The organism is Bradyrhizobium sp. USDA 4341, assembly GCF_054063755.1.
Genome location: NZ_JBSSGO010000002.1, coordinates 1,783,165 through 1,806,285, shown reverse-complemented (window position 1 = coordinate 1,806,285; position 23,121 = coordinate 1,783,165). Strand labels below are relative to the sequence as shown.

The 23,121-nt window shown below is 64.8% G+C and carries 26 protein-coding genes; 15 read left to right on the top strand and 11 right to left on the bottom strand.

The genetic code is table 11. The annotated features are described in order from the left end of the window. Positions 1-127 precede the first annotated feature (127 nt). Complete coding sequence (locus tag ACVIGB_RS14665) at positions 128-484, top strand: transposase (protein WP_456725174.1); 357 nt, start codon at positions 128-130, stop codon at positions 482-484. 240 nt (positions 485-724) lie between these two features. Here the strand turns inward: ACVIGB_RS14665 and ACVIGB_RS14660 are convergent, their stop codons facing one another. Then, positions 725-1,150 (bottom strand): universal stress protein, encoded by a 426-nt coding sequence (locus ACVIGB_RS14660; protein ID WP_021077991.1) that lies wholly within the window; start codon positions 1,148-1,150, stop codon positions 725-727. Between the two features lie 157 nt (positions 1,151-1,307). Then, entirely contained in the window at positions 1,308-1,850 is a 543-nt protein-coding gene (locus tag ACVIGB_RS14655; protein ID WP_456722091.1) for a SixA phosphatase family protein, read from the bottom strand. 94 nt (positions 1,851-1,944) lie between these two features. Between ACVIGB_RS14655 and ACVIGB_RS14650 the strand changes: the two genes are divergently transcribed. The 5 genes from ACVIGB_RS14650 (at position 1,945) to ACVIGB_RS14630 (ending at position 9,935) form a co-directional block, all read left to right on the top strand. After that, positions 1,945-3,432: an NAD(P)/FAD-dependent oxidoreductase gene (locus ACVIGB_RS14650; RefSeq protein WP_456722092.1), complete on the top strand. Its 1,488-nt coding sequence runs from the start codon at positions 1,945-1,947 to the stop codon at positions 3,430-3,432. An 85-nt stretch (positions 3,433-3,517) separates the two neighbouring features. Further along, positions 3,518-4,018: a peptide-methionine (R)-S-oxide reductase MsrB gene (gene msrB / locus ACVIGB_RS14645; protein ID WP_456722093.1), complete on the top strand. Its 501-nt coding sequence runs from the start codon at positions 3,518-3,520 to the stop codon at positions 4,016-4,018. A gap of 269 nt (positions 4,019-4,287) precedes the next feature. Next, positions 4,288-6,123 (top strand): flagellar hook-basal body complex protein, encoded by a 1,836-nt coding sequence (locus tag ACVIGB_RS14640; protein ID WP_456722094.1) that lies wholly within the window; start codon positions 4,288-4,290, stop codon positions 6,121-6,123. A gap of 46 nt (positions 6,124-6,169) precedes the next feature. Beyond that, positions 6,170-8,047, top strand: coding sequence for a flagellar hook-associated protein FlgK (gene flgK, locus ACVIGB_RS14635; protein WP_456722095.1), 1,878 nt, complete (start codon positions 6,170-6,172; stop codon positions 8,045-8,047). Positions 8,048-8,054: 7 nt separating this feature from the next. Beyond that, the gene (locus tag ACVIGB_RS14630; protein ID WP_456722096.1) at positions 8,055-9,935 is read left to right on the top strand and encodes a flagellar protein; all 1,881 of its coding nucleotides are present in this window, start codon (positions 8,055-8,057) and stop codon (positions 9,933-9,935) included. Positions 9,936-10,068: 133 nt separating this feature from the next. Here the strand turns inward: ACVIGB_RS14630 and flbT are convergent, their stop codons facing one another. Next, the gene (gene flbT, locus ACVIGB_RS14625; protein ID WP_456722097.1) at positions 10,069-10,500 is read right to left on the bottom strand and encodes a flagellar biosynthesis repressor FlbT; all 432 of its coding nucleotides are present in this window, start codon (positions 10,498-10,500) and stop codon (positions 10,069-10,071) included. 368 nt (positions 10,501-10,868) lie between these two features. On the opposite strand from flbT, the gene ACVIGB_RS14620 reads away from it, so the two are divergent. The 3 genes from ACVIGB_RS14620 to ACVIGB_RS14610 all read left to right on the top strand — a co-directional run bounded on the left by ACVIGB_RS14620 (position 10,869) and on the right by ACVIGB_RS14610 (position 13,000). Continuing rightward, positions 10,869-12,038, top strand: coding sequence for a flagellin N-terminal helical domain-containing protein (locus ACVIGB_RS14620; RefSeq protein ID WP_092125809.1), 1,170 nt, complete (start codon positions 10,869-10,871; stop codon positions 12,036-12,038). Between the two features lie 205 nt (positions 12,039-12,243). Next, the gene (gene flaF / locus ACVIGB_RS14615) at positions 12,244-12,609 is read left to right on the top strand and encodes a flagellar biosynthesis regulator FlaF (protein WP_050403500.1); all 366 of its coding nucleotides are present in this window, start codon (positions 12,244-12,246) and stop codon (positions 12,607-12,609) included. A 28-nt stretch (positions 12,610-12,637) separates the two neighbouring features. After that, positions 12,638-13,000, top strand: a complete 363-nt coding sequence (locus tag ACVIGB_RS14610; protein WP_092115432.1) for a hypothetical protein — start codon at positions 12,638-12,640, stop codon at positions 12,998-13,000. A gap of 17 nt (positions 13,001-13,017) precedes the next feature. Here ACVIGB_RS14610 and ACVIGB_RS14605 read toward each other — a convergent pair whose 3' ends face one another. From ACVIGB_RS14605 to ACVIGB_RS14590, 4 genes are all read right to left on the bottom strand, one after another. Continuing rightward, a complete protein-coding gene (locus ACVIGB_RS14605) occupies positions 13,018-13,404 on the bottom strand; it encodes a hypothetical protein (RefSeq protein ID WP_456722098.1) in 387 nt (128 codons plus the stop codon). A gap of 162 nt (positions 13,405-13,566) precedes the next feature. Further along, positions 13,567-14,064, bottom strand: coding sequence for a hypothetical protein (locus ACVIGB_RS14600; protein ID WP_092115430.1), 498 nt, complete (start codon positions 14,062-14,064; stop codon positions 13,567-13,569). Between the two features lie 23 nt (positions 14,065-14,087). Continuing rightward, the gene (flgJ, locus tag ACVIGB_RS14595) at positions 14,088-14,444 is read right to left on the bottom strand and encodes a flagellar assembly peptidoglycan hydrolase FlgJ (RefSeq protein WP_456722099.1); all 357 of its coding nucleotides are present in this window, start codon (positions 14,442-14,444) and stop codon (positions 14,088-14,090) included. Next, complete coding sequence (locus ACVIGB_RS14590; protein ID WP_456722100.1) at positions 14,444-15,568, bottom strand: flagellar basal body P-ring protein FlgI; 1,125 nt, start codon at positions 15,566-15,568, stop codon at positions 14,444-14,446. Before ACVIGB_RS14590 ends, flgJ begins: the two co-directional genes overlap by 1 nt. 265 nt (positions 15,569-15,833) lie before the next feature. On the opposite strand from ACVIGB_RS14590, the gene ACVIGB_RS14585 reads away from it, so the two are divergent. Further along, complete coding sequence (locus ACVIGB_RS14585) at positions 15,834-16,247, top strand: flagellar assembly protein FliX (protein ID WP_456722101.1); 414 nt, start codon at positions 15,834-15,836, stop codon at positions 16,245-16,247. Between the two features lie 25 nt (positions 16,248-16,272). On the opposite strand, the gene ACVIGB_RS14580 is transcribed toward ACVIGB_RS14585, so the two are convergent. Beyond that, on the bottom strand, positions 16,273-16,659 hold the full coding sequence (locus ACVIGB_RS14580; RefSeq protein WP_074131694.1) for a winged helix-turn-helix transcriptional regulator: 387 nt from the start codon (positions 16,657-16,659) through the stop codon (positions 16,273-16,275). Between the two features lie 102 nt (positions 16,660-16,761). Between ACVIGB_RS14580 and ACVIGB_RS14575 the strand changes: the two genes are divergently transcribed. The 3 genes from ACVIGB_RS14575 to ACVIGB_RS14565 all read left to right on the top strand — a co-directional run bounded on the left by ACVIGB_RS14575 (position 16,762) and on the right by ACVIGB_RS14565 (position 19,023). Then, positions 16,762-17,373 carry an NAD(P)-dependent oxidoreductase gene (locus ACVIGB_RS14575; RefSeq protein ID WP_456722102.1) on the top strand — a complete coding sequence of 204 codons (612 nt, stop codon included), beginning with the start codon at positions 16,762-16,764 and terminating at the stop codon, positions 17,371-17,373. 222 nt (positions 17,374-17,595) lie between these two features. Further along, entirely contained in the window at positions 17,596-17,961 is a 366-nt protein-coding gene (gene dksA, locus ACVIGB_RS14570) for an RNA polymerase-binding protein DksA (protein ID WP_021077973.1), read from the top strand. Positions 17,962-18,216: 255 nt separating this feature from the next. After that, the gene (locus ACVIGB_RS14565) at positions 18,217-19,023 is read left to right on the top strand and encodes a phytanoyl-CoA dioxygenase (RefSeq protein WP_456722103.1); all 807 of its coding nucleotides are present in this window, start codon (positions 18,217-18,219) and stop codon (positions 19,021-19,023) included. Positions 19,024-19,207: 184 nt separating this feature from the next. On the opposite strand, the gene ACVIGB_RS14560 is transcribed toward ACVIGB_RS14565, so the two are convergent. Beyond that, a complete protein-coding gene (locus ACVIGB_RS14560) occupies positions 19,208-19,636 on the bottom strand; it encodes a winged helix-turn-helix transcriptional regulator (RefSeq protein ID WP_456722104.1) in 429 nt (142 codons plus the stop codon). 98 nt (positions 19,637-19,734) lie between these two features. Between ACVIGB_RS14560 and ACVIGB_RS14555 the strand changes: the two genes are divergently transcribed. Continuing rightward, positions 19,735-20,763, top strand: a complete 1,029-nt coding sequence (locus ACVIGB_RS14555) for an SDR family oxidoreductase (protein ID WP_456722105.1) — start codon at positions 19,735-19,737, stop codon at positions 20,761-20,763. 108 nt (positions 20,764-20,871) lie between these two features. Then, positions 20,872-21,657: a 2-keto-4-pentenoate hydratase gene (locus ACVIGB_RS14550; RefSeq protein ID WP_092115423.1), complete on the top strand. Its 786-nt coding sequence runs from the start codon at positions 20,872-20,874 to the stop codon at positions 21,655-21,657. Positions 21,658-21,885: 228 nt separating this feature from the next. On the opposite strand, the gene ACVIGB_RS14545 is transcribed toward ACVIGB_RS14550, so the two are convergent. Together ACVIGB_RS14545 and ACVIGB_RS14540 are read right to left on the bottom strand one after the other, a co-directional pair. Next, positions 21,886-22,245: a ClpXP protease specificity-enhancing factor SspB gene (locus ACVIGB_RS14545; protein ID WP_456722106.1), complete on the bottom strand. Its 360-nt coding sequence runs from the start codon at positions 22,243-22,245 to the stop codon at positions 21,886-21,888. Positions 22,246-22,341: 96 nt separating this feature from the next. Then, entirely contained in the window at positions 22,342-23,094 is a 753-nt protein-coding gene (locus ACVIGB_RS14540) for a carbonic anhydrase (RefSeq protein WP_456722107.1), read from the bottom strand. Positions 23,095-23,121: the final 27 nt, after the last annotated feature.

Sequence of the window (23,121 nt, the reverse complement as noted above, 5' to 3'; positions counted from 1 at the left end):
AGGATGGATTGTCGCCTTTGGGTCAAAACGTGAAGAACTCGATGTGAGCACAATGCGTCCGCTTTCGGGTGCATAGCGACCAATCGCCGTCGGTTTGAGCCTGACTGCCGAGCCGTGGTTCCAGCGCCTGACCGAAGGGGCCGAATCATGCGAACTCTCCGGCGATGAATGGACTGCCATCGAGCCGATGCTGCCCAACAAGCGGCGCGGCGTGCCACGAGCGAATGACCGCGGCGTCCTCAACGGCATCTTCTGGATCCTGCGATCCGGGCGCCATGGAGCCGACCTGCCGAACAACTGCGGTCCGTACACGACGGGCCCGTATCTCCATCGAGCCAGGAATCTGGTCTGGCGGTTCGTCAACAAGATCAAGCACTCCCGGCGTGTGGCAGCGCGCTGCGACAAACGCGCTGCCAACTGCCCCGCGTTCGTCCAACTCGCGTCAGTCCGGTTGTGGCTGCGCGTTAATGAGTCCACGTCCTGATTGGATTAAAGCAGAATGAGATCAGGCTGCGGCCGCGAATAGGGCGCATTCTCTCTCCCGCCTGCGACGTGCGGGGCGAGCGGACGCGGGCGCAATTTCGGAATATTAGAAGAATATCCCTGAGTTGCCCGACGTGTCAAGTCGCCTGGTCAACGCTGGCAGCCGCCGGCTACTTTGCATGGGGTTGTTTTCGATATTTTGGCAGCGCCGCCTGCGACGGCCCCCATAACTCATCCCGCTTTAGTGCCGCACCACGAGCACCGAGCATTTGGCGTAGCGCACGACGTGCCCGGCATTGGAGCCGAGGAAATAGGTGCGCATCGCCGGGCGGTGCGAAGTCATCACGATCAGGTCGGCCTTCATGGTCGCGGCCTCTTCGAGGATCTCGTGATAGATGCCGCCCTGGCGGACCACGCCCGAGATGCGCCCGGGCGCGATGCCGGATTCGCGCGCGACGATCGCGAGCGCTTCTTCCGACGTTTCACGCTGCTGGCTGTCGAAATCCGCCGGGACATATTCGGCGAGCATCACCGGCGTCATCGGCAATACGTTGAGCAGACGCACCGCTCCGTTCCAGGTTTGCGATAATGTTGCAGCGGTTGCGATCGCCGGTTTCGCCAGATCGGTATCGGCGAGGTCGATCGGCACGAGAATGGACTTGTACATCTGCGCCTCCTGTCCGCGATTGGTCTGGAGCCGTTTGGTCCCTGTGCCGGGACGCGCGCCTTCTTTTTCTTGGAGTAGCTTGTCGTGTCGCCGCGAACCGGTCCCCCTGTCGCGCCGAGATCAATATAGCATGGCAGAGCGGCGCTGTCCGCTTGCGTCAGCCGCGCGAGGCCTGCTTCAACAGTTTAGGGCTAACGAACAGCACGAGCTTGCCGCGCCGGAAGGAGACGTCGTTCCAGTCGTCGGTCGCGAAGTCGAAGACGGCGAGCCCCGAGGTCGGCAAATTGTCGCCGAGCGCGCGCTTGGCGGCCTCGTCGCCGCTGCCGGTCAGCGTCAGCGCGAGCTCGTGCATGCCGGGATTATGGCCGATCAGCATCAGCCGCTTCGGGTCGGTGACGGAAGCCATCCGGATCGCGGTGAGTAGATGCGCTGGATCGGCACCGTAGAGTTCCGGCACGAATTCGACTTTCGGCGCAGGTCCGGAGCCCTTCAGCGCCTCGCGCACGATCTCCCAGGTCTGCGTGGTGCGGACCGCCGGCGACACCAGCGCCAGATTGGGCAGGGGCGGGTGGCGGGCGATCCAGCCGCCGATCTCCGCCGCATCGCGGTGGCCGCGCTCGTCGAGACGGCGGTCCTGGTCGTGCCCCGAAGGCGCGTCGGTTTCGGTCTTGGCGTGACGCAGCATCAGCAAACGGCGCATGGACTTCCATCTCGATTCGGTCTGGTCGAATTAATTCTACAGGCTCATGCCCTGGACAAGGTGACAAGCGCCGCAGCGGTTCGTAAGAAACGACATGAGCGAGACTTCCACAAGTGCGGCGGACGGCCCCGACGAGGCGGCCCGCGACCGGCTGGCGTTCGACCTCGACGTCGACATTTGCGTGGTCGGGGCGGGGCTCGCCGGCCTGACCGTGGCACGCGAGGCGGCGCGGCTTGGTGCCAGCGTCGCCGTGCTCGAGGGCCGCCAGGTCGGCTGGAACGCCTCCGGCCATCATCTCGGCACGGTGATGCCGGGTTTCGGCCTGCCGATATCAGATGTGATCGAGCGCGTCGGCCTCGATGATGCCCGCGAATTGTGGGCGCTGTCGAAGGAGGGCGCCGATTATGTTCGCGCCACCGCCACCGAGGACCTGATCCCGGGCATCAGCCTGAGCGACGGCGCGCTGGAAGTCTCCAATGTCGATGTTGGCGAGGCATTGATCAGCCGCCTGCAGACGCTGGGCGAGGAATTTGCCACCGAAGTCGAAGGCTGGCAGGTCGATCGCGTGCGCAGCGTGCTCAGGACCGGGCGCTATTTCCACGGCATCTATTATCCGAAGGCGTTCCAGATCGACGGCCGCAAATATGTGCACGGTCTCGCCGCGCTGGCGATGCGGGCGGGCGTGCGGATCTTCGAGGAGACGCCGGTCGTCAGCATCGATTTTTCGGGCATCCGCAAACGCATCGTGACGCCGACGGCGCGGTTGCGTGCCAACCATATTGTCCTCGCCGGCAATATCCATCTCGGCGCGCCGCTGAAGCGTTTGTCGGATACGCTGCTGCCGGTGTGGCGCTACGCGGCGTTGACCGAACCGCTCGGAGAACGGCTGGCGGAGGCGATCGCCTTCTCCGGCTCGGTCGTCGACAGCGACGGCATCGACCATTTCCGTGTCGTCGATGGCGATCGCCTGTTGTGGGCCAGTCCAGAGACCACCTGGGACGCGCGGCCGAAGCGGCTCGGTACGGCGGTGCAGCGTCGCATCGCCACGGTGTTTCCTCAGCTCGGCAAGGTTCCGATCGCCGACACGTTCGGCGGCGCGGTCGGCGTCACCGTGCATGGCATGCCGCAGATCGGGCAGTTGCGCAGGGGCCTGTGGGTGGCGAGCGGCTTCGGCCGGCAGGGGCTCAACACCTCGGCGCTCGCCGGGCAGTTGATCGCGCGCAGCATCCTGTGGGGCGACGACCGCTGGCGGCTGTTTTCGCCGTTCGAGCTGGTCTGGGCGGGCGGCACCACCGGCCGGGTCGCCGGTCATTTCATCAGCCTGTGGGCGAGGGGCGCCGCATCCGCGTCGGGCGTGCTGGCGCGCTACCGCGAGGGTGCTCGTGCGAAGGAGCGCCGCCGCGAGGCGCGGCTGGCCGAGGCCAATCTCAAGGCGGGAACCCGGGGACCGCCGCCCCGCCGCCCGCCGCCGTCGGCCGTGCGGCCGGTGCCGCCGCCCGCGCCGCGGCAGGTTGAGGACGGTGAGCCGCCGTCTGCCCATCCCTCGCAAGAAAGTGAGCGGATCTCCGACGGGCGGATGTAACGTCTGGCGGCGGGGTTCGTATTTGGTGACGAGCCAGTTGCCAGTCTTGTTCGCCAGCCTTGGCCGTCCGCATCGGAGATGATTGATGATCGATCGCCGCATCCTGCTTGCTTCCGTCGCCGGCCTGTTCGGCCTCGCCGCCTTCCGCTGGCTGCGCGCCTCGCCGGCGCAGGCCGCCGAGAAATTCGAGATCGAGAAGACCGACGCCGAATGGCGCGCGCAGCTGACGCCGCAGCAATACGAGATCCTGCGCAAGGAGGGCACCGAGCGCCCGGGATCGAGCCCGCTGCTCAAGGAGCACCGCAAGGGCACTTTCGCCTGCGCCGGCTGCGACCTGCCTCTGTTCTCGTCCGAGACCAAATATGAGAGCGGCACCGGCTGGCCGAGCTTCTGGAAGCCGCTGGACAATGCGATCGGCACCACGTCGGACCGCACCTTCGGCATGCTGCGCACCGAGGTGCATTGCCGCCGCTGCGGTGGCCATCTCGGCCATGTCTTCGACGACGGCCCGAAGCCGACCGGGCTGCGCTACTGCATGGACGGCTTTGCGCTGGTGTTCCACCCGGCCGCACCCTCGGCGACCTGACGGCCCGTAGCGTTTTCGAGCGAAGTGGTTACCGGTTCGCGTCAAGAAAGCGGGTCCAACCAAGACGAATGAGCGCGGTCAGAACCGCGCTCTGTCCCGGCAATTGTTGCCTGCCCGGCAATTGTGCCCCGGTTAAACGGCCGGGGCTTTTTTTTCAAGCGCATGATTTTGTTACGTTTCGTTTCGTGGCACGACCTTTGCGACATGCTCCGCCGATGCGGCCATTCCTGTGATTGCCAGCCGCCGGGAATCGAATTGGAGAACATGTCATGGGTATCTTCGGCGCTCTTACGACGGCGGTCGGTGGCTTGCGCGCAGGGTCGTACGCGCTCGAAAACATCTCCGGCAACATCGCCAACTCGCAGACCACGGCCTTCAAGCGCATCGATACCTCCTTTCTCGACCTCGTTCCGCAGACCGCGCTGACTGCGCAGCTCGCCGGCGGCGTCACGGCGCAGTCGCGCTCGACCAACTCGGTGCAGGGCGACGTGCAGTCGGCGTCGGTCGCGACCTTCATGGCGATCAACGGCAACGGTTTCTTCGCGGTGCAGAAGCCCGGCGGCTTCACCGACGGCTCGCCGGTGTTCGACGGCGTCGACCGCTACACCCGCCGCGGCGATTTCCAGCTCAACAAGGACGGCTACCTCGTCAACGGCGCCGGCTATTATCTCGAGGGCGTCCCGATCGATCCGACCACCGGCAACCCCTCGGGCTCTTCGCCGCAAACGCTGCGGTTCAAGAACGACTTCCTACCGGCGCAGCAGACCACCAAGATCGATTATCGCGCCAACCTCGCGTCCTACCCTCTGACCACCGCGCACGACACCTCGGTTCCGGGCTCCGAGCTGATCCGGCCAGGCGCATTCAGCGCCGGACATAACCCGCTGGTGCTGGGCACGCCGGCCGCGCCGTATACCGATTCCTCCGTCACCGGCACCGCGCAGAACAACAAGGCGACGCCGTCGGTCGCCAATACCACCGCGACCCTGCTTTCGGGTGCCGCGGGCAGCGATTCGATCAATGCCAGCTTCAGCGCCGGCTCTGCCGGCCCCCCTGTCGTGCCCGCCGATACGATCACGGTCAACGGTACCGTCATCACCTTCGTGGCTTCAGGGGCGACTGGCAACCAGCTCAACGTCACCGACAGCATCGGGACGCTGCTCGCCAAGATCGACTCGATTACCGGTACCGCGACGCCATCGACGATCAGCGGCGGCAAGATCACCCTGCACTCCGGCACGTCGGCCGACCTCAACGTGACCAGCTCGAACTCGACCGCGCTTGCGGCGCTCGGCTTCACCGGCTCGGCGGTTGCGACCCGCGGCGGCGGCGGCACCGTGGGCACCGGCCAGGTCGTCGGCAACGACAATTCCACCTTCCTGAACGAATCCGTCTCGGGCGGCGCCGTCACGGCTTACGACGTGTCGGGTGCGCCGGTGAACCTGCAATTCCGCTGGGCCAAGACCGACAGCTCCTCGCTCGGCTCCGGACATACCGATAGCTGGAACCTGTTCTATCAGGTCAATCCCAACGCAACCGGTACGCAGGTCTCCTGGCAGAACGCCAACATCAACTTCACCTTCGCCTCGAACGGCCAGATGTCGCCGGCGATCTCCTCGGTGGCGCTCAACAATGCCGTCGTCAACGGCGTGTCGCTCGGCAGCCCCGTGATCAATTTCGGCTCCGGTGGCGTGACCCAGTTCGCGGACGCCAACGGCAACGTCCAGGTCAACCAGATCCAGCAGGACGGCTTTCCGGCCGGCCAGCTGCAGTCGGTCAGTGTCTCGACCAATGGCCGCATCGTCGGCAACTACACCAACGGCCGCAATATCGACCTCGCCGAAATCTCGGTGGCGACCTTCAACGGCACCAACTTCCTCAAGCGCATCGACGGCGGTGCGTTCGAGGCGACCGACGAGTCCGGTGGCGCGCTGTTCGGCAAGGGCGGTAGCACCATCGTCGGTTCATCGCTCGAGAGCTCGAACACCGATATCGCCGACGAGTTCACCAAGCTGATCGTGACCCAGCAGGCCTATTCGGCCAACACCAAGGTGATCACGACAACCAATTCGATGGTGCAGGACCTCTTGAACGTCGTGCGCTGATCGCATCTGTCATGCGCGTGTGAAGAAGTAAAGGCGAGTACACATCATGGGTTTGAGCCAAGCCCTTTCCACCGCGATGTCGGGCCTGCGCGCCACGCAGGCCTCACTCTCGCTCGTGTCGTCGAACGTCGCCAACGCGGAGACGCCGGGCTACGTCAGGAAGACGCTGAACCAGGATACCGGCACCACCGGCCAGTTCGGGTCGAGCGTTCTCATCACCGGCGTCAACCGCCAGCTCGACGAATTCCTGCAGACCCAGCTTCGCACCGAGACGTCGGGCGCGTCCTACGCTGACGTCCGCTCGAGCTTCCTTGCCAATCTGCAGGGCGTCTACGGCAATCCCGACTCCACTGGCACGATCGAGGACGCCTACAACAAGTTCCTGACCGCGGTGCAGGGCTTGTCGACCAGCCCGGACTCGCAGTCGGCCCGGATCGGCGTCGTCAATGCCGCGCAATCGATGGCGCAGCAGCTCAACGCGACCTCGCAGGGCATCCAGACGCTGCGCGCCAGCGCCGAGGCTGGCATCAGCGACTCCGTCAGCACGGCCAACAATGCGATGCAACAGATCGCGCGACTCAATGTCCAGCTGCAGGCCACTGGCGGCACGGCCGATGCCTCGACCGCGGCATTGCTCGATCAGCGCGATCGTTACGTTACCCAGCTTTCGCAGCTGATGGACATCCGCACCGTCACCAACAGCCAGAACCAGGTGACCGTGTTCACCAATTCCGGCGTGCAATTGGTCGGCACCGAAGCGGCGACGCTCAGCTTCAACGCTCAGGGCACGATGACGCCCAACACGCAATACAATACCGACCCGACCAAGAGCACCGTCGGCACCATCACCATCAATTTCCCGCATGGCGGCACCTATGACATGGTGTCGACCAACTCGATCCGGTCAGGCAAGATCGCCGCCTATCTCGAGCTGCGCGACAACACGCTGGCGCAGGCCCAGACGCAGATCGACCAGTTCGCCGCCGCGATGTCGAGCGCGCTGTCGGACAAGACGACGGCGGGCACCACGGCGACGGCGGGGGCTCAATCCGGCTTCGACCTCGATCTCTCGGGGCTGCAGAGCGGCAACACCATCCACGTCTCCTACAAGGACAACACCAGCGGCATCACGCACAATCTGTCGATCGTCCGCGTCGACGATCCGAGCGTGCTGCCGCTCAGCAACACCGCAACCGTCAATCCGAACGACGAGGTGCTGGGCGTGGATTTCTCCGGCGGCATGAGCTCGGTGCTGTCGCAGCTCAACGGCGCGCTCGGCGGAACCGGCCTGCAATTCTCCAATCCCTCCGGGTCGACGCTGCGCGTGCTCGACGACGGCGCCGCCAACAAGGCCGACGTGACCGCGGCGTCGGTCACATCAACCGTTTCGTCGCTGACGTCGGGCGATCCGCAGCTTCCGCTGTTCACCGACAATGGCGGGCTCTACACCGGCGCGATCACCGCGAACGGCTCGCAGTCGACCGGCCTTGCCGCACGCATCAGCGTCAACACCGCGCTGGTCGGCGACCCCTCGCGCATGGTCGTGTACGCGACCAATCCGCAGACACCGGCCGGCGACACCACACGCGCCAACCTCATCCTGAACCAATTGTCGAACGCGTCGTACAGCTATTCGCCGAAGACCGGCCTCGGCACGTCGGGCGCGCCGTTCACCGGCACGCTGTTGAACTTTGCCAAGCAGTTCATCAGCCAGCAGGGCGAATCGGCGACGGCGGCCAAGCAATTGGCCGACGGTCAGGACGTCGTGCTGAATACGCTGCAGAGCAAGATGGACTCGACCTCCGGCGTCAACATGGACGAGGAGATGGCGCATCTGCTGTCGCTGCAGAACGCCTATTCCGCCAATGCGCGCGTGATGTCGTCGATCAAGCAGATGTACGACGCGCTGCTGCAGCTCACGTGAGGGTAACATGTCGATCGACGGCGTAAGCGGCAGAACTTCCTATATCGGCACCACGATCCTCAACCTGCGCAGTCAGCTCAACGACCTGACGACGCAGCTCGCGACCGGTAAGGTATCGACGACCTATGCGGGGCAGGGGCTCGATCGCGGCTTTGCGCTCAGCCTGCGCGCCCAGATCAGCGGCATCAACGCGTTCTCGGACACGGCCACCAACCTCAACACGCGCCTCAGTGTCGCCAACCTCACTTTGCAGGGGCTGTCCGACGTCGGGAGCCAGGTGAAGAACGCCGCGACGACCGCGACGCTGACGCTCAACAACAGCGGGCAGACGTCGGGCCAGATCACGGCGCAGGCCGCGTTCTCCAATGCGGTCGCGATGCTGAACAGCCAGTCGGGCGACCGCTATCTGTTCTCCGGCCGTGCGATGGATACGCCGGCCACGGTGTCGGCCGACACCATGTTGAAGGGCACGGCAACCCAGGCCGGCCTCACCCAGCTCATCAACGAGCGCAAGCAGGCCGACCAGGGCACCAATTTGATGGGACGCCTGAGCGTCTCGTCGCCGCCGGCGACCACGACGGTGACCAGCGTCGCCGAGGACGGCTCGCCGTTCGGCCTGAAGCTGCTGTCGGTGCAATCGTCGTTGACCGGCGCCACCGTGACGCAGCCGGCCGGCACGCCGAAGTCCACCACGGTCGATCTCGGCGCCGTCAATCCCAAGGATGGCGACAAGATCAAGTTCAACTTCACGCTGCCCGACGGCACCACCGATGCGATCGAGCTCACGGCGACGACCACGAACCCGCCGCCGGCGGGCTCGTTCCTGATCGGTGCCGACACCACGGCAACGACGGCCAACCTTCAATCGACGCTGACCTCGTCGATCAAGACGCTGAGCGACACGTCGCTGGTCGCGGCCTCCGCGGTCGCGGCGTCCAACAACTTCTTCAATCCGGTCGCGACCGTCGCGGGTGCCGCCGTCAACAACCAGAACACGCCGCCGGCGCCAATCAGCGGCGCCACCGCCCTTTCGGGCGCGGCGGGCACCAACTCGCTGTCTACGAGTTTCGCGGCCGGCGACACCATCACGGTCAACGGCACCCCGATCACCTTCGTTGCCTCGGGCGCTACCGGCAACCAGGTCAACGTCACCGACAGCGTGCAGACGCTGACGGCGAAGATCGACCAGATCAGCGGCACCAAGAACCCGTCGACCATCAGCAATGGTGCGATCACGCTTCACGGCGCCGATGGCGCGAGCCTCTCGATCTCGAGCTCCAACACGGCCGCACTCGGCGCGCTCGGCATCGCCAACAACACGACTGCGACCCCGGCGCCGCTCAGGGTAGGGGGACCGCCATTCGATACCGCGACCAACCTGGTCGCTGGCACGCCGGATAACACCGTGTACTGGTACACCGGCGAGAACGGCCCGGGATCGGCGCGCGGCACCGCCGTCGCGCAGGTCGATCAGTCGATCACCGTGCAGTATGGCGCGCGTGCCAATGAGCAAGCGTTCCGCTACCTGCTGCAGAACGTCGCGGTGTATGCGGCGGTCACCACCAACGCCAGCAATCCGAATGCAAGCGCGCAGGTGACGGCGCTCGCGCAGCGCGTCAGCGGGAATCTTGCGCCGCAGAACGGCCAGCAGCAGATCCAGGACGTGCAGGCCGAGTTCGCCGGCGCGCAGACGGCGACCAAGGCGGCCACCGATCGTCAGACCCAGCTCAAGGCCATGGCGGAAACGATGCTCGACTCGGTCGAGGGCGTCAATCAGGACGAGGTCGCGACCAAGATCCTGGCGCTGCAGACCAGCCTGCAGGCGTCGTACCAGACCACGTCGATGCTGTATCAGACCACGCTGTTGAAATATCTGCCGATCGCCTGATCGCTTGCCGCTCATCTCCAGCCAGCAAAAAGGCCTCCCTCGCGGAGGCCTTTTCGTTCAGGCGGGGGCTAGAGCGTTTTCAAGCGAAGTGGATGCCGGTTCGCGTGAAGAAAACGCGTCAAAACGGGAAGCTCTACGCGCTCTTGCGGGTATCGTCCTGATCGCCGTTCTGCTGACCGCGTGCGGTTTCCAGCAGCTTCTCCTCGTGCGCGATCAGCTTCTTGGATTCCTTCAACGCGTGATAGAGATCGCCGTTGAGGATGAAGTTGTTGACGCTCTCGATGAACGGCCATGCGCTGGGCATCGCGGTGATGATGTCGCGCACCAGGCTGAAATAGGTCGGGTGGTGCGCCATCGGGTCCGGCGACAGATACATCAGCTGCACCGCGAGATAGATCAGCTTCGCCGGCGTGTCCGCGGTCTCCGGCGTCAGGATATCCTTCTCGCGCAGGATCGGGATGCGGTCGCCGTCGATCAAGAGGCGGGCACGCTGATCGGTGTTGGTGATCACGCAGTTGCCGACGATGATGCGCTCGTTCGGTTTGAGTTCGACCTTCAGGGCCATGACCGTTCTCCTTTGCCGGGCAGTCGCGCGATATCGTTGCAGCGGAACGAAGTTGAGTTCGGCACTGCTTAGCAGCCGCCGTTGCGGCCCGGGGCCGATGCGACAGCGATCCTTTCCCATGATAGTTAACGCTTGGTGAACAAAGAGGCGGCGCGAGTTGCGGCCCGCGGCCGAAATCAGCAATCGTCTCAGTAGTTTTCGCGGCGAACTTCGCCCAGTGGCGACAATTTTATTCTTCGGCATTTGCCTCAAATGCCGCGCTGGAGATTTCTTTTTCCTTGGCGGCTTAACCGCAGGATCGGCCATCCGCCCGGTCAGAAAGGATTGGCGCGGTTTTTTCCTCAGTTTCACACCAGAAAGGTATGAAAATGTCCGGTATCATTCTCTCCTCCTCCGTTCGTCAGAACCTCCTCTCCCTCCAGTCCACCGCCGATCTGCTCTCCACCACGCAGAACCGTCTTGCCACTGGCAAGAAGGTCAACACGGCGCTCGACAACCCGACCAACTTCTTCACCGCACAGTCGCTCGACAACCGCGCCAGCGACATCAACAACCTGCTCGACGGCATCGGCAATGGTGTGCAGGTGTTGCAGTCCGCCAACACCGGCATCACCTCGCTGCAGAAGCTGGTCGATACCGCAAAGTCGATTGCCAACCAGGTGCTGCAGAGCCCGACCGGCTACACCTCGAGGTCGCAGGTCACCTCCACCGCGGCGCTCGGCGGCACGGCAGCCAACCTCGTCGACGGCACCACGATCAAGAGCGGCGACGTGCTGGCAATCGCGGCCTCGGCTGGGCAGCCCGCCTTCAGCTTTACCTTTGGGGCCAGCAGCTCGCTGACGCAGCTGAATACGTCGCTCGCGGCCAGCAACCTGACGGCGAGCCTCGACAGCTCCAACAAGCTCGTCATCACCACGACCAACGACGCGGCGTCCTCGACAATCGGTGCGGTGACCTTCACCAACACCGGCGGCGGCACTGCGACGTTCAGCGCAGCCGGCACGGCTCCGGTTGCCGATCCGGCCTCGCAGTCCGCGCGCGCCGCCTTGGTGACTCAGTACAACAACACCATCGCGCAGATCACGACCACGGCGCAGGACGCCTCGTTCAACGGTATCAACCTGTTGAACGGCGACAACCTGAAGCTGACCTTCAACGAGACCGGCAAGTCCACGCTCGCCATCAGCGGCGTCACCTTCAATGCCACCGGCCTCGGCCTGAACACGCTGACCGCGGGCACCGACTTCCTCGACAACAACTCGGCGAACAAGGTGCTGACGGCGCTGGGCTCGGCGAGCTCCTCGTTGCGCAGCGAAGCCTCGACGCTGGGTTCGAACCTGTCGATCGTGCAGATCCGCCAGGACTTCTCGAAGAACCTGATCAACGTGCTGCAGACCGGTTCGTCCAACCTGACGCTGGCCGACACCAACGAGGAAGCGGCCAACAGCCAGGCGCTGTCGACCCGCCAGTCGATCGCGGTCTCGGCATTGGCGCTGGCCAACCAGAGCCAGCAGAGCGTGCTGCAGCTGCTCCGCTAAGCACGCCGACAAGTGGTTCAAGAGCGGCGGGGGAAACCCCGCCGTTTTTTTTGTCTCCGGAATATTACGGTATCTTTCGATGCCGTCAGAACGGCGCATTCCGTAACGCCTGCTAACCATATTTAAAGGCGCCGGATGCATAAATATCGGGCGCTAGAATTGCGTCTCCGCGGCCCGAGAAATCCGCATCCCATCGAGGTCATTAATGTCGAATGCAGCCCAGGCCTACGCCCGTACGTCAACGACGACGGCCTCCCCACGTGAAATCGAAGCGCAGGCGCTGTTGAAGGCCGCGCGGCAGCTGCAGGAAGTCCAGGCGAACTGGAATGGGCTCGACAAGGCGCTCGACCACGCATTGCTGTTCAATCGCCGCCTGTGGTCGATCTTCCTCAGCGCGGCAGAGGGCGCCGACAATCCGCAGCCGCTCGAGGTGCGTCAGAACATCGCGAACATCAGCGTGTTCGTGATGAAGCAGACCATCGACATCCAGATGAATCCGGATCCGGCGAAGCTGAAGTCGCTGATCGACATCAACTGCAACATCGCCGCCGGCCTTTCGGGCCGCGGCTGATCGGCCGGTTCACAACGGAGCTCTCGGCATGGCCGACGTGTTGAGCATCCTGTCCGCGAACTACAAGGCCGCCGGCCTGACGGTTCCGTCGAAGACGCCCTATGTGGCGGTCGATCCGAAGCTCTATGAGGGCAGCTGGAGCGGCAAGTACGCCAACAACAAGTCGTTCAACATCTCGGTGTCGAACGTCGATGGCTTCCGCGCCAAGGTCCATTATCAGAGCGACGCCACCAGCAAGTATCAGGACGTCCTGATCAAGGACGGCTCGTTCCGGATCGGCGATACCAAGTTTTCGCTGGTGCAGCAGGGGACGGCATTGATCGCCAATGTCGTCACCGATCCGGCCACCGGATCGACCTATCTCGACAAGGCCTACGCCACACAGAAGTGAGGGTCCAGTCGCTTGCGTTACGCGCGACGGTCGGTTGCGCGCGCCCGCGTCGGCGCGTCCTTGCTGAGATCGAGCGCGTGGAAATAGGCGCGGCGGCGCAATACGGCTTCTTCCGGAAACTGTCTCACCACCAGATTCGTGCGATTGTCGACCACCTGGTAGACCACGGCGCGCGCGTCGCGGTCGATGATGACCTGGTCGGTGACCGACGGGGCCTGATTTGAGAGCGACGCATTGACGGTGTTGGGATCGATCGTGACGCGCACGCTCGGCTCCGGAGCGGTGACGCTCTGGCTCGCGGGCAATTCGGTCTTCACCGCCTTCTGCGCCGTATCACTCACAGGAGTGATCATCGGCGCTGCAACCGGTGCCCCCACCGGCTTGATGTTGAAATCTGTACTCATGGCAGCCTCGTAGTGCACAGGCACTAGTTTGCTTGAGTCAAATCCCAACCCCTCACGATCCGCAACTCTACGGGGAACCTCTCAACAGGCTGTTAGGGAACACGCTGAATGCCGCGCTGCCGGGAGCGCGTCGAATTGAGCTAAATTGTCGGCGTGTGCGCGTCAGAGCGTGCGGCTGACGGCGATCGGCGTCATGTTGCGCGGGCCCGGCGTGGCGCGCTGTCCGTTCGCGGTATAGGTGTTCGGGATGTTGCGGCGCTGCACCTCGGCATTGACGCCGCGCACGATGCCTTCGGAGACCGCGTGTGCGGTCGCAAGCACCGTCAGGTTGACCTGCAGCATCGCGCGGAACGTCTCGTGATGACGCCGTAGCGTTGCGAGCAGTTCGGGGTCGGTCTGCGACAGCATCTTCTGCATCGATTTGAGGTGCTCCACCGCGAGCATGTAGCGCCGCGACAGCTCCGACTTCTGCGCCTCGAGCAGCATGGCCTCGCGGATCTTGCCGGCGCGGACGAACTCGGTCTCCTGCTCGACGACGGTGAGCAACGCGCTCATCACTTCGGTCAGTTCGTTGGCGAGACGTGCGACATCGGGGGGCGTCGTCGTCGCGGGCCGCGCCGCGGGGGCGGCTGGCCGATGCTGCTGTGGACGCTGATTCATCGCGCTGCTCCTTGAGAACCGAATTAGCTCTTGTTCGCCTGCTGCAGGATCAGCGAGCGGAACACTTCGTTGGAAATGCCGACGCCGCCGGCCTTGGCGAAGTTCTTCGAATATTCGTCGGTCAGCATCGACCGCCACGCACCGGTGCCGACCGTGTCGCCGTAGGGGCCTTCACCCTTCAGGCCGGTGGTCATCTGCGAGAACATCGTATTGAGGAACATCGATTCGAAATCGGTCGCGGTCGCCTTCGCCTTGGTGAGTTGCTGCGGCGTGACCTTCTTCATCGCGTCCTGCAGCACGGGATCGGGGCGGCCTTTGAACGTCGGCATCAACGCTTTGTTCGGCATGCTGCCGGTGCTGCTGTTGATCAGGCTTGCCATCACATCACCTCAATGTCGGCTTCGATCGCGCCGGCGGCCTTGATCGCCTGCAGGATGCTGATGAGGTCGCGCGGTCCGATACCGAGGCCGTTGAGGCCGTCGACGAGCTGCTGCAGCGAGACGCCGTCCTTGACGACTGCGAACTTCTTGCCGTCCTCGCTGACGCCGACGTTGGTGCGCGGTGTCACGACCGTTCGGCCGCGCGACAGCGGATTGGGCTGGCTGACCTGCGGGCTCTCGGAGATCGAGACGGTGAGATTGCCCTGCGCGACGGCGACGGTCGCGACGCGGACGTCGCGGCCCATCACGATGACGCCGGAGCGTTCGTCGATCACGATCTTCGCCGCGAGATCGGGATCGACCTGCAACTGCTCGATCTCGGTCAGGAAGGCGACGACGTTGCCCTTGAATTCCGACGGGATCGAGAGCTGCACGGTGGAGGGATCGATCGGTTCGGCGGTCTTGACGCCGAGGTAATCGTTGACGGCCGCGGCAATCCGCTTGGCGGTGGTGAAGTCGGCGTTTCGCAGCGCCAGCCGCACATTGGGTAGCCGGTTGAGCGCGAACTCGATCTCGCGCTCGATGATGGCGCCGTTGGCGATACGGCCCACAGTCGGCACGCCACGGACGACACTCGCGGCGGCGCCTTCGGCCGCGAAGCCGGCGACCGCGACCGATCCCTGTGCCACCGCATAGACATTGCCGTCGGCGCCGAGCAGGGGGGTGACGAGCAGGGTGCCGCCCTGCAGGTTCTTGGAATCGCCGAGCGCGGAGACGGTGACGTCCATGCGCGTGCCCTGGGTGCCGAACGCCGGCAGGTTGCCGGTCACCATCACGGCGGCGACGTTGCCGGTGCGGATGGTGGCGCCGCGGATGTTGACGCCCATGCGCTCGAGCATCGCCTGCAGTGACTGCTTGGTGAAGGGGATGTTGTTCAGCGTGTCGCCGGTGCCGTTGAGGCCGACCACGAGGCCGTATCCGATCAACTGGTTCTGGCGCACGCCCTCGATATTGGCGAGATCCTTGATCCGCGACGTCGCGGCCGCCGGCATGGCCGAAGCCGCCAGCGCAAGCAGCGCGGCGCAGGCCAACCCGAATATGCTTACGATGCGGATGCCGGGCATCCAATGCTCCCCTCGAACTTCAACTCGCGGATCGCGCGACACTCCCATGACGGCGATCCGCCATTAACCATGCGAGCCTCGTGCCACGCCGTTTCGTCGGAGCAGTATGTTGATATCTTTATCGAAATTGTCGGGTCGTCGTTCGGTTCCGGTTCGCCAGGGAGCGCGAAACTGCCGTGCGGCGGCAGAAATTGCCGGGTCGTTTACGCACCGTTAACCATAAAACGGCGATGCTCGCGGCATTCAGGCCTGCGGGATCATGACGATGCGCATCTACGGACCGAACGGCACCACGCTTGGCACGTCGACCAGCTCGACGCGGCGCACCTCCTCGAGCGGCTTCTCGCTGCCGGATGCGACCAGCGCACAGGAGGAGGTCCGCTCCACGGCCGCGCCGAAAGCCGCCACGAGCCTCGATGCGCTGCTCGCGCTGCAGGGCGTCGAAGATCCGACCGAACGCCGCAAGCGCTCGGTGGCGCGCGGCAAGGGCGCGCTCGATGTGCTCGACGCGCTCAAACTCGGATTGCTGTCCGGCAATTTCGATTCCTCGACCGTGAACCGGCTGCGTGATGCAGCGGCGAGCCTGAAGGAATCCTCCGGTGACCCCGGCCTCGATGCCGTGCTGGGCGAGATCGAGCTGCGCGTCGAAGTCGAGCTCGCCAAGACCGGGCAGTATTAGGCTCCTCTCGATCAAATAACCTGCATCAAGCCGCCAGTGCCTTGCGCTGCGCGTCGTAGCGGCGTTGTGCGGCCAGCACTTCCTTCAGATTCTGCTCGGCCCAGTCGCGCAGCGGATCGACCGCTTCGGCGAGCGTCGATCCGAGCGGCGTGATCGAATACTCCACGGTGACCGGAACGGTTGCGATCGCGCGGCGGCGCAGCAGCCCGTCGCGCTCCAGGCTCTTCAATACCTGCGACAGCATCTTCTGCGAGATGCCTTCGATGGCGCGGCGGAGCTGGTTGAAGCGCATCGGCTCGCTGCGCAGCAGCAACAGGATCAGCACCGCCCATTTGTCGCCGACCCGGTCGAGGATCTGGCGCGTCGGGCAATTGGCGGCATAGGCGTCCGGCTTCAGGCTGGCGGCTTTCATCGGGTTACTCCGGCGTAATCAGGTGAGACAAGAGTGCCTTCTTCACACCTACATCCATTTCGCTATCTAGTCACTATTGGAAACTATCAATCGGAGACTTTGATGAAGATCGCCATCGCCGGCGCGTCCGGCCAAGCCGGCTCGCGCCTCACCGCGGAACTCGCCCGCCGCGGCCATGCCGTCACCGCCATCGCCCGCAACCCGGAGAAGATCGCAACCCTGCCTGGTGTCACCGCCGTGAAGGGGGATGTGAACGACCAGGGCGCCCTGACCGCGCTGTGGGCCGGCCACGATGCCGCGATCAGTTCCGTCCATTTCACCGTCAGCGACCCGGCCAAGCTGATCGGGGCGGCCAAGGCATCCGGGATCGGCCGCTATCTCGTGGTCGGAGGCGCCGGCAGCCTCGAGGTGGCCCCGGGCGTCCGCCTGGTGACCACGCCGAGCTTCCCGGCCCAGTACAAGGCCGAGGCCTCGAAGGGGGCTGAGTTCCTCGACCTGCTGCGCCAGGAAAGGGACCTGAACTGGACCTTTTTGTCGCCCTCGGCGCTGTTTGTGGCGGGCGAGCGGACCGGCAAGTTCCGGCTCGGGACCGACCAGCTTTTGACCGCAGCCGACGGGACGAGCTCGATCTCGTTCGAGGACTTCGCAGTTGCACTCGCCGACGAAATCGAGCGCCCGGCCCATATCCGCCAGCGCTTCACGGTCGGCTACTGACGGGCCAGGAGAAGGGAAAAGCCGGCCCCCGGGCAGCACGGATAAGTTTGCCTGTGCAAGGCCTTGGGGGCAGGCCGCCTTTCGCGGTGGCAGATATTGTCTGTCACATGACGTGGCTATATAAGGCGCCGCGCGGAGGGCTCTTGTTCCCTCCGCCTGACAGGGACATGGCTGCCTTTGGAAAAGCTGAAGAACTACCGGCCGACTGAAAAAGAGCCTTTCATGAATGAGCGGCAGCGCGACTATTTCCGCGCCAAGCTGCTGGCCTGGAAGGATGAGATCCTCCGCGAATCGAAGGTCACGCTGCAGACGTTGCAGGAAGAGAACGTCAATCACCCCGACCTCGCGGACCGAGCTTCCTCGGAAACCGACCGCGCGATCGAACTTCGTGCCCGCGATCGTCAGCGCAAGCTGATCTCCAAGATCGACGCGGCGCTCCAGCGCATCGAAGACAACACCTACGGCTATTGCGAAGAGACCGGTGATCCGATCTCGCTGAAGCGGCTCGAAGCCCGCCCGATCGCGACGCTGTCGGTGGAGGCGCAGGAACGCCACGAGAAGCGTGAGAAGGTCTATCGCGACGAATAGTGGCGGTGGACCGCTACAGATTGATTCCGGCGCGCACCGGTCGTAGGTTCGCGCCGCCATGATGACACCTACTCTCAACGTCGCATCGGTCTTCTTCCTGGGCTGATCTCGTTTCCGCAAGGAAACACGCTTCCACGCGGAAGCGCTGATCGTCCCCGCGAGCTCGGGCTCGCGGGATTCCAGTGAACCGAATGAGCCGGCCAAACTCCGCGCCTCGCGGAGCATCGACGGCTGGCGACGATTTGAGAGACAATCATGACCGATCGAGACGACACGCGTGCGCTCAGCGACGCGCAAATCGAGCAATTCATCGAACAGGGCTTTGTCCGGATCGACGACGCTTTTCCCCGCGAACTCGCCGATGCGGGACGTGCCATCATGTGGCGCGACCTGCCGTGCAGCGAGCATGATCCCTCGACCTGGACGCGCCCGGTGGTGCGGCTGCCCGGCTATGGCGAGGAACCATTCCGGCAGGCAATCAACTCGCCGCTGCTGTATCGGGCGTTCGACCAGATCGCAGGCCCCGGCCGTTGGTCTCCGCGTCACAACATCGGGACCTTCCCGGTGCGGTTCCCGCATCCGGACGATCCCGGCGATGCCGGCTGGCATGTCGATGCCGGCTTTCCCGGCGACGATTGCGATCCACGCGAGCGGAGCGACTTCTCGGCATGGCGGGTGAATGTCAACTCGCGCGGCCGGGCGCTGCTAATGCTGTTCCTGTTCTCCGATGTCGGCGACGACGATGCGCCGACCCGGATCAGGGTCGGCTCGCATGTCCCGATGGCGCGTTACCTCGCGCCGGCCGGCGAGGCCGGACGTGGGCGCATGAACCTCTCGCAAATGGGCGCCGACTGCGAGCTCGCGCTGGCGACGGGTGAGGCGGGCACGGTCTATCTGTGCCATCCCTTCCTGGTGCATGCCGCGCAGAAGCACGGTGGAACGAGGCCGCGCTTCATGGCTCAACCGTCGCTCAGTCCCGCCGAGCCGTACCGGCTCGAGCGTGACGACGGCGATTACTCGCCGGTCGAGATCGCGATCCGGCGCGCGCTTGGCATGGGTTGAACCGATATCTCCACTGCCTTCCTTCACCTCTCCCGCTTGCGGGGGAGGTCGGATCGCATCGTTAGATGCGATCCGGGTGGGGGGCTCTCACCACGATGCGACTCGTGGAGAAACCCCCACCCCAACCCTCCCCCGCAAGCGGGAGAGGGGGCCGAGCCCCGATGCCGTCGCAGCTCGACGTCATTCAGCCGATCGCCGCCCCGACTGTCGTTTCGCTTGCCTCAGCATGACGGCGCGGTCCGTGGATTTTCGACCACGCCAGCAATTCGCGGAAAGCCGGCGTCAGGCTCCAGGCCGAATCCGTCAGCTCGTATTCGACCCGCAACGGCTTTTCGGCGAGCACCTTGCGCGACACCAGCCCATCGCGCTCGAGTTCGCGCAGTTGCGCGGTCAGCATATGTTGGGTGATCGGCACCAGCGCGCGGCGCAGCGCGCCGAACCGCACGCCGCCGTTCATCAGCGTGAACAGGATCTCGAGCTTCCATTTGCCGCCGAGCGCGCGGATCGCGTGCTTGAACTCGATCAGCAGATTGGGGTCGGTCGGGCAGCTCTCGCATTCACCGCCGTCACATGGTTCGCTGGTATTGTTTTCCATACCGGTCTCGAATTTCATTCTACTTGTCCAACGTCAGATAGTGACCAGATGCGGCCTGTGCAGGGTGGGCGGTGCAATGTGTGCCCCATCTGCCGAACCATGAAGAGGCTAGGGACATGAGCACGGTTTTGGTCACGGGGGGATCGGGTTTCATCGGCGTGCATACCATCCTGCAGCTGCTCGCCGACGGGCATACGGTGCGAACCACGCTGCGAAATCCGGACCGCAGCAAGGACGTGATCGCGATGCTGCGCGAGGGAGGCGCGCACGCGGCCGACCAGGTCGGCTTTGCCACCGCCGACCTGCTGCGCGATGCCGGCTGGCGTGAGGCGGTCACAGGATGCGACTACGTGCTGCATGTCGCATCGCCGCTCGGCGCGCATGTGCCGGAGGACGAGAACGAGCTGATCGTTCCGGCGCGCGAAGGCACGCTGCGGGTGTTGCGCGCGGCGCGCGACGCCGGCGTCAAGCGCGTCGTCGTGACGTCGTCGTTTGCGGCGATCGGCTATGGCCATCCGTCGCAAGCCAAGCCGTTCGATGAGACCACCTGGTCGAACCTGGATGGCCCCGATGTGCAGGCCTACCCGAAATCCAAGACGCTCGCCGAGCGCGCCGCCTGGGATTTCGTCGCGCGCGAAGGCAACGGCCTCGAGCTTGCCGTGGTCAATCCGACCGCGGTGTTCGGCCCCGCGCTCGGCGCCGACTTCTCCGAATCGATCGGCATCATCAAGGCGCTGCTCGACGGCGCGATGCCGGCGGTGCCTCGGATCCATTTCGGCCTCGTCGACGTGCGCGATGTCGCCGACCTGCATCTGCGCGCCATGACCTCGCCCAAGGCCGGCGGCGAGCGGTTCCTCGCGGTCGCCGGCGAGACCATATCGATCCTGCAGGTGGCCCGGCTGCTGCGCAGGAAACTCGGCAGCAAGGCGCGGCGCGTGCCCCGGTTCCAGGCGCCGGACTGGATGATCCGGCTCGCCGCGCGGCGCAACCCGTTGGCCCGCGCCACCCTGCCGCTGCTCGGCAAGGTGCGCCGCTCGACCAGCGCCAAGGCGCAGAACCTGCTCGGCTGGCGCCCGCGCGGCAATGAGGAGATGATCGTCGCGACCGCCGAGAGCCTGATCAGGCTCGGCCTGGTCAAGGCCTGACGGCGTCTCCCGTCCGGCGTGCTTGCCAGACGCGTCGGCGAGTGCTGAATTGCCACGAGCAGACGGAGGCGCCACCGCGCCGCCGAGAACATCAGGGAGGCTGCGCAGATGGATCGGGTCCTCGCGGCCGCAAAGGCGATTGCCAGCGCGCGCCGCAGCCGCGCGCCGCTCAAGGCGCTCGCCAAAGACATTGTGCCGCTCGACGAGGCCGAGGGCTATCGTGTGCAGTACGCACTGCACGATCTGCTGCAGCCACAGGTCGGCAGCCTGGTCGGCTACAAGATCGGCTGCACCAGCGCCGTGATGCAGGAATATATCAACATCCCGCACCCCTGCGGCGGTGGCGTGTTTGAGAAGGTCGTGCATGACAGCGGCGTGCGGCTGCCGGCAGCCGACTTCGTCCATGTCGGCGTCGAATGCGAGATCGCGGTGCGGCTGGCGCGCAGTCTCGCTCCCGGCGAAGGGCCGTTCACCGCCGAATGGGTCGCGGAGGCGATCGAGGCCTACCATCCGGCGATCGAAATCGTCGACGACCGCTACGTCAAATGGGAGACGCTCGGCGCGCCGACGCTGATCGCCGACGACTTCTTCGCCGCCGGCTGCGTGCTCGGCGAGGCCGTGCCGCGCAACACCGTGCCCGATCTGCGCAAGGTCGCCGGACGCGCGCTCGTCAACGGCAAGGAGGAGGGGCGCGGCACCGGCGCCGATGTGCTCGGCCATCCCCACAACGCGCTCGCCTGGCTCGCCAATCATCTCGCCGCCGAAGGCCGTGGCCTGCATGCCGGCCAGATCGTGCTGACCGGCAGCCTGGTCAAGACGGTGTGGCTGAAGGCGGGCGACACGGTCGTGATGGAGCTCGATGGGCTCGGCAAGGTGGAAGCGACGTTCACGTGAGGTGACGTCGTGCTGACGAGCTTGCCTCCACATGGGGATGTCGTCCCGGCGAAAGCCGGGACCCATAACCACGAACGTTGATTGTTGCGCGTCGCCGGAACGACGAGCGCCGTTCACGACAGCCGCCGCGGGTATGGGTCCCGGCTTTCGCAGGGACGACACTGAGTGTGCACGGAAGCGACGGTCACCTGATTTTTCATCTTCCTCCAGCTTGAAGGTCACTGTTTCCTACAGTTGATTGTTCGTGCACATCAGAACCTTGCCGTCCCACAGGCTCCTGATCGCGTCGAACGGCACGGCGAGCCTTGCATATTTCCGCTTGAACCAGACGCCGACCTCGAAGCCGTCATCCCTCACCACGAGGCGATCGAATTCGTGCTGCAGGATGATCGTGATCTCCTCGGGATATTTCTCGATCACGGCGGCGGGCAGCTTCACGCCGTCGGCCCGGGTTGCGAAGGTGATGTTGACCGGCCGGTCCTCCGCGGCATGGCGCAGCAACGCGGTCATTTCAATCCGCTTCTGCGCCGTGTTGCAGGGCTCGACGCCGGCGCGCGCCGGCAACGAGGCCACGACCAGGAGCAGCACTCCAGCAATCCATCGGCGCCGGCGCCACATCCGTCTTCTCCATGTCGCTCACGCGATGTCGTTCTTGGCTTCAGTGGTCGCGGGCCGCGCCGAGGTTCAAGTCGCCGGTCGCTTGGCGTCCGTGACAAGCTCGACCTTGCCGTCGGTCAGCCGGTAGACCGCGCCGACGATCCGGAGCTTGCCCTGATCGACTGCGGCGCTGAGGATCGGCGTCGCCGCCTTGAGCCTCGCGACGTTGTCGATGACGTTTTGCCTGATGGCGTTGGCGAGCCGGTCGCCAGGCTTGCCCTCGGTCGCCTTCACCGCAGGCGCGATCGCGGTGACCAGCGAGGGCAGATGGCCGGGCAGGGTGGTGTTGTCCTTCAGCGACTTGATCGCGGCGTCGACCGCCCCGCAGCTGTCATGACCGAGCACCATGAATAGCGGCACGCCGAGCACCGACGACGCATATTCGAGGCTTGCGATCATTTCGTCGCTGGCGAAATTGCCGGCGACGCGGCAGACGAACAGATCGCCGCGGCCGGTATCGAAAGCGTATTCCGGTGCGATGCGGGAGTCCGCGCAACTCAGGATGCCGGCGAACGGGTTCTGTCCACCGGACAGCGCCTCGCGCTCGTGCTTGAAATCATGCCGCCGCGAAACGCCTTCGACATAACGCAGGTTGCCCTTCACCAGCCGGTCGAGCGCGGCGTCCGGCGGCAGCACGTTCTGCGGCTTCGGCGGCGGTTTTGTCTCTTTGGCCGTCACAGCCGGCGCAAGGGCGAGGCTGACCGCGGTGCACGCCGCGCCAGCGAGGAAGACACGCCGGGAGGTTCGGCTGGGAGGCGTGATTTCGCAGAGCTGGCACATCAAGGTTCTCCGTGAACGAGGACCGCA